General features: G+C 68.6%; 13 protein-coding genes and 1 tRNA gene. 7 read left to right on the top strand and 7 right to left on the bottom strand.

The window, feature by feature from the left end:
- Position 1 precedes the first annotated feature (1 nt).
- From ACE37J_RS09630 to der, 4 genes are all read right to left on the bottom strand, one after another.
- Positions 2-1,381: a TRAP transporter large permease gene (locus ACE37J_RS09630; RefSeq protein ID WP_409710698.1), complete on the bottom strand. Its 1,380-nt coding sequence runs from the start codon at positions 1,379-1,381 to the stop codon at positions 2-4.
- Positions 1,378-2,031, bottom strand: a complete 654-nt coding sequence (locus ACE37J_RS09625) for a TRAP transporter small permease subunit (RefSeq protein WP_409710692.1) — start codon at positions 2,029-2,031, stop codon at positions 1,378-1,380. The genes ACE37J_RS09630 and ACE37J_RS09625 overlap by 4 nt, the downstream gene beginning before the upstream one ends.
- Positions 2,032-2,147: 116 nt before the next feature.
- Positions 2,148-3,176, bottom strand: a complete 1,029-nt coding sequence (locus ACE37J_RS09620) for a C4-dicarboxylate TRAP transporter substrate-binding protein (protein WP_409710689.1) — start codon at positions 3,174-3,176, stop codon at positions 2,148-2,150.
- Between the two features lie 90 nt (positions 3,177-3,266).
- Positions 3,267-4,631, bottom strand: coding sequence for a ribosome biogenesis GTPase Der (der, locus tag ACE37J_RS09615; RefSeq protein ID WP_409710686.1), 1,365 nt, complete (start codon positions 4,629-4,631; stop codon positions 3,267-3,269).
- A gap of 349 nt (positions 4,632-4,980) precedes the next feature.
- Here der and ACE37J_RS09610 point away from each other — a divergent pair, with 349 nt between their 5' ends.
- The gene (locus ACE37J_RS09610; protein ID WP_409710683.1) at positions 4,981-7,158 is read left to right on the top strand and encodes a tetratricopeptide repeat protein; all 2,178 of its coding nucleotides are present in this window, start codon (positions 4,981-4,983) and stop codon (positions 7,156-7,158) included.
- A gap of 212 nt (positions 7,159-7,370) precedes the next feature.
- Here ACE37J_RS09610 and ACE37J_RS09605 read toward each other — a convergent pair whose 3' ends face one another.
- Positions 7,371-7,655, bottom strand: coding sequence for a PQQ-binding-like beta-propeller repeat protein (locus ACE37J_RS09605; RefSeq protein ID WP_409710680.1), 285 nt, complete (start codon positions 7,653-7,655; stop codon positions 7,371-7,373).
- Between the two features lie 28 nt (positions 7,656-7,683).
- Positions 7,684-7,757, bottom strand: a tRNA-Cys gene (locus ACE37J_RS09600).
- Between the two features lie 125 nt (positions 7,758-7,882).
- Between ACE37J_RS09600 and ACE37J_RS09595 the strand changes: the two genes are divergently transcribed.
- The 6 genes from ACE37J_RS09595 (at position 7,883) to ACE37J_RS09570 (ending at position 12,860) form a co-directional block, all read left to right on the top strand.
- Entirely contained in the window at positions 7,883-8,551 is a 669-nt protein-coding gene (locus ACE37J_RS09595; RefSeq protein ID WP_409710677.1) for a protein-L-isoaspartate O-methyltransferase family protein, read from the top strand.
- Between the two features lie 71 nt (positions 8,552-8,622).
- The gene (locus tag ACE37J_RS09590) at positions 8,623-10,020 is read left to right on the top strand and encodes a TolC family outer membrane protein (RefSeq protein WP_409710674.1); all 1,398 of its coding nucleotides are present in this window, start codon (positions 8,623-8,625) and stop codon (positions 10,018-10,020) included.
- 23 nt (positions 10,021-10,043) lie between these two features.
- Positions 10,044-10,466 carry a hypothetical protein gene (locus ACE37J_RS09585; protein ID WP_409710671.1) on the top strand — a complete coding sequence of 141 codons (423 nt, stop codon included), beginning with the start codon at positions 10,044-10,046 and terminating at the stop codon, positions 10,464-10,466.
- A 67-nt stretch (positions 10,467-10,533) separates the two neighbouring features.
- The gene (locus ACE37J_RS09580) at positions 10,534-11,643 is read left to right on the top strand and encodes a pyridoxal phosphate-dependent aminotransferase (protein ID WP_409710668.1); all 1,110 of its coding nucleotides are present in this window, start codon (positions 10,534-10,536) and stop codon (positions 11,641-11,643) included.
- A 94-nt stretch (positions 11,644-11,737) separates the two neighbouring features.
- Positions 11,738-12,133, top strand: a complete 396-nt coding sequence (locus tag ACE37J_RS09575; RefSeq protein WP_409710665.1) for a thioredoxin family protein — start codon at positions 11,738-11,740, stop codon at positions 12,131-12,133.
- 10 nt (positions 12,134-12,143) lie between these two features.
- Positions 12,144-12,860, top strand: a complete 717-nt coding sequence (locus ACE37J_RS09570; protein WP_409710662.1) for a cytochrome c biogenesis CcdA family protein — start codon at positions 12,144-12,146, stop codon at positions 12,858-12,860.
- Positions 12,861-12,868: 8 nt separating this feature from the next.
- Here ACE37J_RS09570 and ACE37J_RS09565 read toward each other — a convergent pair whose 3' ends face one another.
- Positions 12,869-13,579, bottom strand: coding sequence for a response regulator (locus ACE37J_RS09565; protein ID WP_409710659.1), 711 nt, complete (start codon positions 13,577-13,579; stop codon positions 12,869-12,871).
- Between the last annotated feature and the right edge of the window lies 1 nt (position 13,580).

Genomic DNA, 13,580 nt, shown 5'->3' with positions numbered 1-13,580 from the left:
CTCACCCCCCCAACAGCAACCGCGGCAAGAACAGCACGATCCCCGGGAACGCGATCAGCCCGGCAATCGTCACCGCGTCCGCCACGAAGAACGGCGCGACGCCCCGGAACACGTCCTGCACGGAGATGTCGGGCCGCACCCCCGCCACCACGAAGCAGTTGAGCCCGATGGGCGGGGTTATGAGGCATAGCTCCGCCATCTTCACCACGATGATCCCGAACCAGATCGCGCATTCCGTCGAGGTCATGCCGAAGGCGCTGTCCGCGACGGATACCCCCTCCCCGCCGTTCAGCGCGATCACCGCGGGGAAGACGACCGGGAGGGTCAGGAGGAGCATCCCGATTGCGTCCATGAACATGCCGAGGATCGCATAGGCGCAGAGGATGAGGAGCAGCGTCAGCATGGGGGACTGGTCGAGCCCCGCGATGAAGTCCGCAAACGCCCCCGGCAGGTCCGCGAAGCCGAGGAAGCGGACATAGATCAGAACGCCCCAGATGATGGTGAAGATCATCACCGTCAGCTTCGCGCTTTCGATCAATGCGTCCTTCAATTGCCCCCAGCGCATCCCCTTCCAGAGCGCCATGAGGAGCACGACGAAAGCGCCGAGCGCGCCCGCCTCCGTCGGCGTGCCCCAGCCAAAATAGATGCAGTAGATGATGATGCCGACGACGAAGAGGATCGGCATGGCGCCGGGCAGGGATTCGAACCGCTCCCGCCAGGTGAAACCGCCGACAGGCGGGCCGAGCTTCGGATTGATCTTCGCGAGAATGATCACGAGCCCGCCATAGAGCACGGCGGAATAGAGCCCCGGGATGAACCCGGCGAGCAGGAGCTGCCCCACCGAAGTCTCCACGATGATCGCATAGATCACGAGGATCGCGGAGGGCGGTATCAGCGAGGCGAGCGTGCCGGAGGCCGCCACGACGCCCGCGGCGAAGCGGTTGTCGTAGCCGAGCTTCTGCATCTCCGGGATCGCGATGCGCGCGAAGACGGCGGAAGTGGCGACGGAGGCGCCGGAAACGGCGGCGAAGCCCGCGGTCGCGAACACGGTCGCAATGCCGAGCCCGCCCGGCATCCAGCCGAGCCAGCGCTTCGCCGCCTCGAAGAGATAGGCCGTGAGCCCCGCGTAATAGGCGAGATAGCCGATCAGGATGAAGGTCGGGATCAGGGAGAGCGTGTATCCCGTCGCCTTAGAATGCGGCACCGAGCCCGCCATCGACATGGCGACGTCGAAGCCCCGCTCGAACCCCATGCGCTGCGAGAAGATCCAGACGAGGCCGACAAAACCGATCAGCGCCGCCGCGAAGGCGACGCGCACCCCGATGACGACAAGGACGACGAGGACGGCGGAGAGGATGAGCCCGATCTCATAGGCGGTCATGTGCGGCGCCCCCGGATTTCCTCTTCGGCGCCCTGCACATGCTCGGCTTCGAGCGCCGCCTCCTCCGCGGCGGAGAGGATCATCGGCACGGCGATAGGCTCCTCCGTCCCCTCCTTCAGCGCGCGGATATAACCCCAGAGCTGGAGCAGCAGCCGGAGCGTCAGCAGGCCGAGCGCCAGCGGCACGAGGAGCTTCGCGGGCCAGAGCGGCAGGGCGATGTCGATGGAGCTGTCGCGGCTGAACATCGGCGCGTTCCAGTCGAAGGCCCGCTGGAAATGCCGCCAGGAGCCTATCGTGAGCACGATCGAGAGGAAGAGCATGAGGAGCGTCGAGACGATCTCCGCCAGCCAGAGCCAGCGCCGCCGGAGCTGCCCGATCAGGATGTCCATCCGGATATGCCCGCCGACGCGCTGGCAATAGGCGATGCCGAGAAAGGCGAAGACGGCCATCGCCTGTTCCACCCAGTCGATGAAACCCGGCACCGGCATGTTGAAGAGCTTCCGCCCGAGGATCTGCCCCACGGCGAGAAGCATGAGGAGGAAGATCACGATTCCGGCGACGAGGCTCAGCCACGTCTCGAAGCGGTGAAGCGACCGGTCGGCACGGGAGAGAAGACTCCCGTCCTCCCGGACGAGCGAAGGTCCGGCCATGTCATGTCCCCCTGTGCGGAGCGCTCAAGGGCCCGGACCTGATCCCGGGCCCCGACGAGCGAAGCGCCGCGTTCGCCGAGGTCCCGACTCAGGGCCGGGACCTCGGCCAATGGCGGTCAGTTCGTCTGCTTGGCGCGGAAGTCGGCGAGCGCCTGGGTGACGGTGTCGTAGAGCTCCTGCGCCGGGACGCCCTGCGCCTGCATCTTCTCCATCCATGCGGCGCGCACCGGCCCGCCCGCCGCCTCGCGGAAGGCCGCGAGCTCAGCCTCGGGGATCTGGACCTTCTTCACGTTCTTCTCGGCTAGGATCTTGTTCCACTGGGCGATGACCTTGTTTTCGTAGTTCTCGATGTAGAAGGCGATGGCCTCCGGCACCGAGCTGTCCAGCGCCTCCCGATGCGCCGCCGGCAGGCTCTCATAGGCGTCGGTGTTGACGACGATGGGGCAGTTCACCGTGCCGGGGTTCAGGTTCTCCGTCCACCAGGTCGCGAGGTCGATGGTGCGAAAGCTCAGATGCGCGTGCTGCGCGAAGGCCACCGTGTCGAGCACGCCGGATTCCATCGCCGTGTAGGCCTCGGAGGAGGTCACCGAGGTCGGCACCGCGCCGACGGCGGAGAAGGCGGAGCCGAGCCCGCCGGTGGCGCGCACGCGCATCCCCTTGAATGCGTCCAGCGTCTCCCGCGGCTCGCCGGTGCCGACGAGGTTGTACTGCGGCATCGGGGAGGGCATGAGCAGCGTCGCGTTCCAGCGCGCGAGGTCCGCCTTCACCGCCGGATGGGCGTAGAGCGCGTCGGAGACGGCGACTTCCTCGGCCAGCGTGGAGACGCCGAGGAAGGGCAGCTCCAGCACCGTCAGCGTCGGGTTCTTGTCCTCATGGTAGCCGGCGCAGATCTGCGCCATCTCGAAGGCGCCGATCTGGATGCCGTCGAGATTCTCCTTCTCGTTGGAGAGGCCGCCATAGGAGATGTTCATGGTGAACTCCCCGTTCGTCTTGGCGCTGACGAGCTCAGCGACCTTCTCCAGATGCTCCGTGAAGGCCCGGCGCTTGCCCCAGGTGGAGACGTTCCACTCCGTCGCCATCGCCTCGCCCGCGAAGGCCGCCAGCGTGACGGCGAGGGCCGTCGTCTTCAACTTCGAGAATTTCATGGTCGTCTCCCTTGTCGGTTGATGGCGCTTCGCGCCTTGTGCGCAGAACATACGGCGTTTTCGTAGGGGGGCAATCTGATATGTCCGGCCTCAGCCGGGCCGTTTCTTGCCCGCATAGGGGTTGTCGCCCTTCTTCATGTCGATGCGGATCGGCACGCCCTTCAGCCCGAAATCCTCGCGGAGGCCGTTGACGAGGAACCGCATATAGCTTTCCGGCAGGTCCTCGGGCCGGGAGCAGGAGATCATGAAGCTCGGCGGGCGGGCCTTCACCTGCGTCATGTAGCGGAGGCGGATGCGCCTTCCGCCGGGCGCGGGGGGCGGATGTGCGGCGGTGCGGGCGGCGAGCCACTGGTTGAGCCGCGCCGTCGTCACCCGCATGTTCCAGATCGCGGCGATCTCCGTCACCGCCGCATGAAGCCGGTCGAGCCCCCGGCCCGTGAGGGCGGAAAGGGTGACGAGCGGCGCTCCCGAAAGCTGCGGCAGGAACCGCGCCTGCATCTCCCGAAGCGCGGCGAGGCGCGTTCCGCGCTCCATCTCCGTATCCCATTTCGATATGGCGAGGACGACCGCCCTGCCCTCCCGCTCTGCGAGGTCGGCGATGCGGAGGTCCTGCGTCTCGAAGGCGCTCGCATTGTCCATCAGGATGACGACGACCTCGGCGAAGCGCACGGCGCGGAGCGCGTCGGCCACGGAGAGCTTTTCGAGCTTCTCCTCCACCCGCGCGCGCTTCCGCACTCCCGCCGTGTCGAAGATGCGCACGGGCGTGCCCGCCCAGGTGGTCTCCAGCCCGATCGCGTCCCGCGTGATGCCGGCCTCGGGGCCGGTGAGGAGCCGCTCCTCCCCGAGGATGGCGTTGACCAGGGTGGACTTGCCGGCGTTCGGCCGGCCGATCACCGCGATCTGGAGCGGGCGGCCCGCCTGCGCCTCGTCAGGCGCCTCCTCCGCCGCGGCGGCCTCCTCGAAGGCGTCAATCCGCGGCTGGAGCGCGGCGTAGATCTCCTGCATCCCCTCGCCATGCTCGGCGGAGACGGGCAACGGCTCGCCGAAGCCGAGGCTCCATGCGTCATGCGCCCCGTCCGCCGCGCGGCCCTCGGCCTTGTTGCAGAGGAGGATGACGTCGGCCCCCGCCTTCCGCAGCACCTCGGCCACCTCCCTGTCCGCCGGCGTCGCGCCCGCGCGGGCGTCGATCATGAAGAGGCATGTATCGGCCATGCCCACGGCGCGCTCGGTCAGCTTCCGCATCCGGCCCGGCAGGCTCTCGGCGTCCGCGACTTCGAGCCCCGCCGTGTCGATCACCCGGAAGCGGAGATCGCCGATCCGCCCGTCGCCCTCGCGCAGGTCGCGCGTGACGCCCGGCTGGTCGTCGACCAGCGCGAGGCGCTTGCCGACCAGCCGGTTGAAGAGGGTGGACTTGCCCACATTGGGCCGTCCGATCAGGGCGACGACATAGCTCATATCCGCCCCTTACGCTGACGGGGGCCGCCCGTCCAGCGGGGGGGGACGCGGCTCCCGACCCGGAGTCGCCGCCCCGCCCGCAAGAGCGCCCGGCGGATCAGACAAGCGGCTGATCCGCCCGCGGCCGCCGCCCCCCGGCGGCCGCGTCGCCGCGCCCGCCGCGGCGACCCCGGTCAGATCTTCGACGTTCGGGAAGGCTTGGCGCCCCTCGCCCTCCGGCTCGCGCCTCCGGCCGACGGCCTCTGCGGGTCTCCCCCGGAGACCCGCTGATCGAGGCCGGGGAAGGGGCCGGAGGTTCCGCTTTGCGAGGCGGTGGGTTGGGGTATGCTCAATGAGACCGGGGCGCCGCATGAACGAGACATTCAATGTGATCGATTGGGAGTTCTGGGCGAACGTCGCGGAAGTTATCGGTTTCATCATCGGCGGCGGCGTCCTTGTTCTCGGTTGGCTCTGGAGAACCGGCAGAGGGATTTTCCGCAAGGAGCCGCCCGCGCCGCCACCGCCGCAAGACCCTCCCCTCCCCTTCATCACCCCCCAATCCGGCCGCCCCATCCTCGGGCGGGACGAGGATGTAGAAACCTTAAGCGCCCTCCTCGCCGACCCCGCAAAGGGCGTCGAGATCACCAACTCCGGCGTCGTCCTTGCGGGCCAAGGCGGCTTCGGCAAGTCCACCCTCGCCCGCCACTACGCCGAGGTTTACGGCGACGAATATCGAGGAGGACGCATCTGGCTCGGGGCCGAAACGCGGCAGAGCGCCATTTACAGCCTCTGCGCCGCTTGTGGGCCGCTCGACCTTCCCATCCCCGAACAACCGCAGGAACCCCACGCCCAGGCGGTCGTCGCCGCCATCGCGCGGCAGGTCGCGGAGGGGAAGCCGTGGCTCCTGATCTTCGACAATGTGGAGACGCGGGCGGATATCGAGGGGCTCCTGCCCGCCGGCGCCCATATCCTCGTCACCACGCGGCAGGGGCAGGGATGGGCCGGCTGGGCGCCCTTCGGGATCGAAACCCTCCCCTGCGACAGGGCGGAGGACCCGGGCCCCGCTCTCCTCATGCAGGCGGCGGAGCGGGCGGACGAGCCGGAGGCGGCGCGGGCGCTGGCGGAGGCCCTCGGCGGCCTCCCCCTCGCCCTCGTACTGATCGGCGGCTTCCTGAAGGCGGAGGGGATGGGCTTCGCCGCGGGTGCGGAGCATCTGAAGGAGGCGATGGCGCGGGCGCCAATGAACGAGGGCTATCCCACGTCCCTCCTCGGGGCCGTGCGCCTCAGCTATGAGAAATTGAGCGATGACGCGAAGATCGTCGCGCAGCTTTGTTCGTTCTGGGCGGCGGAAGGGTTGGGGCCGAAGTTGATCGCGGACGCGCCGAAGGGCCATCTCTGGGATCAATTGCGCGAACACCTCATCCCCGAACCCGTCCAGTCCCTAGCGAAGGATGGCGCCGGCATCCGCACTGCCTTCAATGATCTCGTCGCTTGCTCGCTCTTAACAGGCCAAGGCGAGGAACGCGCCATGCACCGTATGACGGCGATGGCGCTGCGGGAAGTTGGAGGCAATGCCCTCGCAGATTCGGCGGTTGCGCTGCTGGCGGCGGTCTGTCCAAATGGTTCAGAAATATCGATTCCGACTAATTTCCCATTGCTTTCAGTTTTAACGCATCATTTTCGGGCCTTCCTAACGACCAATACGGAATGTCAGGTCGGACTAAGGGTATCTCTGTCTAGTCAAGTCGGCATCTATCTGGAGATCATCGGAGACTTCAAGGGGCGCGTCCCTTTGGCTGAGGAATTCTTGGCGATCACGCTTGCTCACCTTCCAGAAACGGACGCCAATCTCGCGATCGCCTACATTAATCTCGGAAGCGCCTATAAAGGGGTCAAGCGATGGGCCGAAGCAGAGGAGGCGATGAGGACCGGCGTGGCGCTTCATCAGGCGCATCGTTCGGACTCTGAACTCTTCGCGGGAGGCCTCAATCAATTGGGCGTTCTACTCTTCGAAGCCGCTGGCGCCGGCGCAATAGACAAACTGCCGGAGGCCGTGAAACTCCATCAGCACGCTCTTGCCCTTCGCCGCCGCATACTCAAGAGAGATGCGCAGGACGTGGCCGGGTCGCTCAATAATCTCGGAACGGTGCGCGATATGCAGGGCCGACGGCGCGCAGCCGCAAGACTATACAGTGCAGCTTTAAGAATAATCAGGAAAATACTCCCGGATGGCGATCTAAGACTTTCGCCATATCTAGCCAATATCGGCCTCTCGCTCCTCTACGCAGGCGATGCTGGCAAGGCAGAGTCGCACTTGCGCGAGAGTCTCGACGTGTCCAAACGAGCGCAGGTGCTTGAACCCGATCATCCGAGCCTTAAGAACTCGGCATCCTTGCTGATCCTCTGCCTCCTCGTCCGCGCCCGCGCCGGGGTTAACAGCGGCAGGCGTGTGGCGGAGGCGAAGCGGCTTTGTGCGGAATACGGGTTCGACTTCGCGGAACAGGAGCGCGTCTCTCACCAATACCCCGACTCCCCGCAAGAGGCGTAGCCCGCCCGTCCTCCCGCACCCCCGGACCTGATCCGGGGCCCCGATGATAGGAGCGCCCTGCCCAGCGAGGCCCCGGCTCAAGGCCGGGGCCGGGCCGAGATCGGAGCCGGAGGCGCCCCGCGCCTCACATTGTCACAAAACTGTCGTAAATCGGAAAGCCGAGCGATTCCAACGCCCTGACCCCCCTGCTCACTGTGTGCACACGCCCCGCCTCAGCGGAGCGCGACCAGCTCTCCGCCCGTGGTGACCACATAGACCGTCCCGTCCGCCACCACCGTCGGGACGCCGGAGAGGCCGGAGATCGGCACGCTCGCCCCCGCCGCGCCCGTCGCCGGGTCCAAGCTGAGGAGGGCGCCGTCGGAGCTTGTGAGGAGCAGCCGCCCGCCGGCGGGCGCCGGCGCGCCATAGGCAAAGGCGCCCGTGCGGTCGTCCGGGTCGTCGTGTTCGAGGAGCGGGACGGACCAGAGCCGCCGATCGTGCTCTTGATCAGAGTGCAAACAAATGGCCGCGCATGACCCCAAGTCATGGAGGCGACGCCCGGAATCGAACCGGGATGCACGGATTTGCAATCCGCTGCGTAACCATTCCGCCACGTCGCCCTGCTACGGGCCTATAGCAACGCGCCCGCAGGGCGGCAAGAGCGCGGCGGCTTGCGGCGTTGCGGGGAGGGCGGGGCTGTGGCAAAGACCGCGGAGCGCAGGCGGCGGGCCGGGAGACGAAGCGAATGGGCGAGAGCATGGCGCATGATTTCGCGGCGGCGAGGACGGCGATGGTGGACCGGCAGGTCCGCCCTTCGGACGTGACGAGCTTTCCGATCATCGAGGCGATGCTCGCCATACCGCGCGAGCGGTTCACGCCGCGCCGCCTGCAGGCCGTCGCCTATTCCGACGCGCCGATCCCGCTCGCGCCCGGGCGGGAAATGCTGGCCCCGCGCGACTTCGCCAAGATGCTGGACGGCGCGCGGATCGGGCCGGACGACCTCGTGCTCGATCTCTGCCCCGGCCTCGGCTACTCGACCGCCGTGATCGCGCGCATGGCCGCGGCGGTGATCGCGATCGAGCCCGATGGCGAGATGGCGGCGGCGGCGGCTGAGCGGCTGGCGGCGGAGCAGATCGACAATGCGATCCTCACCGCAGGCGACCCGGCGAAGGGCGACCCGGCGCATGGCCCGTTCGATGCGATCTTCATCAATGGCGGCGTCGCGCGCGCGCCCGAAGCGCTGACTCCGATGCTGCGGGAGGGCGGGCGGATCGTCGCCGTGCTCATGGAAGGGCCGGTTGGCCGCGCCTGCGCCTTCACGCGCACGGGAGAGCGCCTTCAGATGCGGCCTCTCTTCGGCGCCTCCGCTGCCATCCTCCACGGGTTCGAGGCGGAGGCGACGTTCGTCTTCTGAGGAAAGCGGTTGCCTATTGCGCCGTTTCCGCTACTTTACGTGCGCGAGAAATCGTTGGAGGCAATGGGCTTATGACCCGACGTTCAAGCAAGATCAGCGCCTTGGCCATCGCGGCGGCGTTGGGCGGCTTCCTCACTGTGAACGCCGACGCCCAGACGCTGGAGTCGGCGATGGCTACAGCCTACGCCTCCAACCCCACATTGATCGCCGCACGCGCCGGCGTAAAGGCGGTGGACGAGGCGGTGCCGCAGGCCCGCGCGGGGATGCGTCCGCAGGTCGACGCGACTGCGACGGTCGGCGCCTCCCGCACCTCGATCAACGGCGCGCCGAGCGGCTCATCGTCCGAGCCGCGCTCTGTCGCGCTCAACGCAAGCCAGGCGCTCTATGACGGCGGGCGAACCTGGAATTCGGTGGACGCCGCGATTTCCGGCGTCGACGCGGCGCGCGCCCGGCTCGCGGATACCGAGCAGAACATTCTTCTCCAGGTCGTCACGCAATACATGAACGTACGGCGCGACCAGGAATTCGTGAAGCTCGCCGAGAACAACGTGCGCGTGATCTCCGAACAGCTCCGCGCGGCGGAGGACCGGTTCGCCGTGGGCGAGGTGACGCGAACGGATGTGAGCCAGGCGAATGCGCGGCTCGCCCAGTCCCGCGCCTCGCTGGCGGCGCAGGAGGGGGCGCTCGCCCGCTCCTTCCAGGCCTATGGCCGCGTCGTCGGCGCGCCGCCGGGCGATCTCTCCGCCCCGCCGCCCGTGCCGCCGCTCCCCGCCACGCTGGCGGACGCGGTGCAGGATGCGCTGGACAATCACCCCGCCGTCCGCGCCGCACGGTTCGACGAGGAGCAAGCGCGGTTCGACATCGCGACCGCGCAGGGCGCGCTCCTCCCGACCGTGACGCTTTCGGGCTCCGTCTCCTATTCCGAGGACCAGAGCGCGACCCTCTCCAACGGGATCACCTCCGGTCAGGTCCAGCTCCAGGCCCGCATCCCGCTCTATCAGGGCGGCGCCGCCTATGCCGGCATCCGCCGCACGCAGGCCGTGCGGAGCCAGCGCATGTCCCAGATTCACGAGACGACGCGCGCCGTGCAGGAGGCGGTGGAGAACGCCTGGACCGATCTCGAGACGGCGCGCATCACCACCCGCGCGGGGCGCGAGCAGGTCGCCGCCGCCCAGCTCGCCTTCGAGGGCGTGACGGAGGAGGCGAAGCTCGGCTCCCGCACCACGCTCGACGTGCTGGACGCGGAGCAGGAGCTGCTGAACGCGCGCTCCAACGTCGTCTCCTCGGAGCGGGACGAATACGTCGCCGCCTATGCGCTGCTCTCCGCGATCGGCCGGCTTTCCGTGCAGGGGCTGGGCGTTCCGGTGGAGCCCTACGACCCGAACGAGAACTACGTCGCGGTGAACGACCGGTTCTTCGGGTTCCAGAAGGACGAACTGACCGAATGGAAGAACCCGCTCAGCCCGTGAGCGGCCCGGCCTGAGAGGCGAGGATGAGCGAGCAGAGAGGCGGAGCGGACGACCGTTCGATGGGCGAGATCCTCGCCTCCATCCGCCGCATCGTGACCGACGAGGAGCGCGCGCGCCGCGCCGCCGCGGAAGACGAAGGCCGCTCCGACGATGTGCTCGACCTGACGCCGGCGATGCGCGCCTCGGCCCCTGAAGAGGCGGCGGAGCCGGAGCCCGAAGACGGCCCGCTCGACCTCGGCCGCGCCGCGCGCCTCGTCGCGCCCCCGCCGCGGCCGGATTTCCCGCCGGCGCCGGGCTTGAACGTGAACGAGATCGAGGAGATCGTGCGCCGCGTGCTGCGGGAGGAGCTGAAGGGCCCTGTCGGGCTCGAGATCAGCCGCAAGGTCAAGGCGTCGATCCGCGAGGAGGTGCGGCGGATCATGGACGAGGACGAGCCGCTGATCTGAGCCTTCCCGGCCCTTGATCCGCCCCGCTTCGCGCCCGATAAGGCCGCGCCGCGAAACGGAGCGCCTCATGACCGGACCCGCCTTCACCCCCCTCGTGGAGAGCCTGCCTTCGACCGTGCCCTTCGTCGGGCCGGAAACGCAGGAACGTGCGCGGGGCTCCGCCTTCGCTGCCCGGCTCGGCGCGAACGAGAGCGTGTTCGGCCCCTCGCCGAAGGCGGTCGCGGCGATGCAGGCGGCTGCGGCGGAGTGCTGGAAATACGGCGATCCGGAGAACCACGACCTTCGCCATGCGCTGGCGGAGCGTCACGGCGTCGACCCCGCCCATATCGCCATAGGCGAGGGGATCGACGGGATGTTCGGCTATCTGAACCGCATGTTCGTGGAGCCGGGCGTGACGGTCGCGACCTCGCTCGGCGCCTATCCGACCTTCAACTTCCATGTCGCGGGCTATGGCGGGCGGCTGGTGACGGCGCCCTTCGTCGATGACCGGGAGGACCCTGACTCGCTCCTCGCCCTCGCGGCGCGGGAGGGGGCGCGGCTGATCTATCTCGCCAACCCGGACAATCCGATGGGCTCCTGGCATCCGGGGAAGACCATCGAGGCGATGGTCGAGCGGCTGCCCGCGGGCGCGCTCCTCTGCCTCGACGAGGCCTATATCGACTTCGCTCCGGAAGGGACGGCGCCGGAGATCGACCCGGCGGACCCGCGGGTGATCCGCTTCCGCACCTTCTCCAAGGCCTGGGGCATGGCGGGGGCGCGGGTGGCGTATTCCATCTCCGCCGCGCCGCTCGCCACGGCGTTCAACAAGGTGCGGAATCATTTCGGCGTGAACCGCGTGGCGCAGGCCGGCGCGCTCGCCTCGCTGGCGGATCCGGGCTGGCTCGCCCATGTGCGGGGCGAGGTCGAGGCCGCGCGCGCGCGGATCGGGCGGGTCGCCGCGGCGAACGGGCTCACCGCCCTGCCTTCGGCGGCGAATTTCGTCGCCATCGATTGCGGGGCGGACGGCGCCTTCGCGAAGGCCGTGCTGGAGGGCCTGATCGCGCGCGGGATCTTCGCGCGGATGCCCTTCGCCGCGCCGCAGAACCGCTGCATCCGCATCAGCGCCGGGCGGCCCGCCGATCTTGACGCCTTCGAGGCGGCGCTGCCGGCCGCGCTGGCTGCGGCGCGGGGCGCATGACGGCGAAATCACCGCTCCGCGAGGTCACGGCGGCGTGACTGGCGCGTGGTCGCGGGCGACGGCATCCCGCTCCCGAACCAAAGGGAGTATCGCCATGAACAGACTTCGCGCCGCGTTCGCCGCCCTTCTTCTCCTCATCGGCCTCGCCGCCCAGCCCGCCGTCGCGGCCTGGGTGGATTACACGCCAGAGGCCTTCTCTGCCGCGCAGGCTGAGGGAAAGACGATCCTTGTCGACGTATCCGCGAGCTGGTGCCCGACCTGCCGGGCGCAGAAGCCGATCCTCGATGAACTGGCCGCCGATCCGGCGATGGAGGGCGTCCTCTTCGTCCGCCTCGACTTCGACCAGCACAAGGATTTTCTGCGCGAGCACCGCGTTCCGCGGCAGTCCACCATCATCGTCTTCGAGGGCGCGAATGAAGTGAACCGCTCGGTCGCGGAGACGGATCGCGACCGTCTGCGCGATTTCGTGCTCCTCGCCGCCGGCCGGTGAGGCGGGCGGGATGACCGCCCTGCTGCTCGCATGGGTCGCGGGCTTCGTGACGATCCTCAATCCCTGCGTTCTGCCAATCCTGCCGATCCTGATCGCCTCGGCGCTGGGGCAGAGCCGGTTCGGCCCGGCGGCGCTGGCGGGCGGGCTAGTCCTTTCGTTCTCGACCTTCGGGTTGCTGATCGTCGCCTTCGGCTTCTCGGTCGGGCTCGACGAGGCCACGGTGCGGGCGGGGGCGGCGGTCGTCCTCGTCGCGGCGGGCGTCCTCTTGCTTGTGCCGCAGGCTCAGGCGGCCTTCGCCACGGCCACGGGCCCGCTCGTCTCGGGCGGGAACCGCCTCCTCGGCCGCGTGACGGGCGAGGGGCTCTCCGGCCAGTTCGCCGTCGGCGCGCTGCTTGGCCTCGTCTGGGCGCCCTGCGTGGGGCCGACGCTCGGCGTCGCGATCGCGGCGGCGAGCCGGGGGGAGAACCTCTTCGAAGCCTTCGTCACCTTCCTCGTTTTCGGCCTCGGCGTCGCCGCCTCCATCCTCGGCTTCGCCTATGGCTCGCGGAAGGCGCTCGGCGCGGGCAAGGCGCGGCTCCAGGCCTTCGCCCGCTATGCGAAACCCGCCTTCGGCGCCTCCCTCCTCCTTGTGGGGGCGATGATCCTCTCCGGGGCGGACAAGGCGGTCGAGACCGCGCTGCTGAACGCCATGCCTGACTGGCTCATCGCCTTCACGACGCGGTTCTGAGGCGCACTTCAATCCGGCGTGAGCATATAGCCTTCGCCACGCACCGTCTGGAGGTAACGGGGGTTCTTCGGGTCCGCCTCGATCTTGCGGCGGAGGCGGGTGATCTGCACGTCGACCGCACGCTCCTGCGCGCCGCCGGTGGGGCCGCCAAGCTCCTCGACCAGACGCGCGCGCGTCAGCGCCTCGTTGGGCGTGCGGGCGAAGACCCGCATGAGCGCGGCCTCGGTGGACGTGAGCCGGACAGGCGCGTCGCCCTGCCAAAGCTCCCCGCGGGAGATGTCATAGCGCGTTTCGCCAAAGACCAGCGTCTTCGGCGGCTCGTCCTTCGCCGGCACGATCGCGGCGCGGCGAAGAATGGCGGCGACGCGGAGGAGAAGCTCCTTCGGCTCGAACGGCTTCGGCAAATAGTCATCCGCCCCCGCCTCCAGCCCGGTGATCCTGTCCTCCGTATCGCCGCGGGCGGTAAGGAGGAGAATGGGGCAATCCGTCTTGTCCCGCACGCCCTGGGTGAGCGAGAAACCGTCCTCCCCCGGCATCATCACATCGACGATCAGAAGGTCGAAAGCGAGACCGGCGAGGATGCGCCGCGCATGGGCCGCCTCGCGCGCCTCGGTGACGAGATAGCCATGCCGGATCAGATACTGTTTCAGCAGGGTACGGATGCGCTGGTCATCGTCGACGACGAGGATGTGGGCCGGCGGCTCAGTGCCCGTCTGCATC

It is taken from the genome of Pikeienuella sp., assembly GCF_046290545.1.
Taxonomy (GTDB): Bacteria; Pseudomonadota; Alphaproteobacteria; order Rhodobacterales; family Rhodobacteraceae; genus Pikeienuella.
Note: the sequence above shows the minus strand (reverse complement) of the source record. Positions and strands in the feature narration are given on the sequence as shown.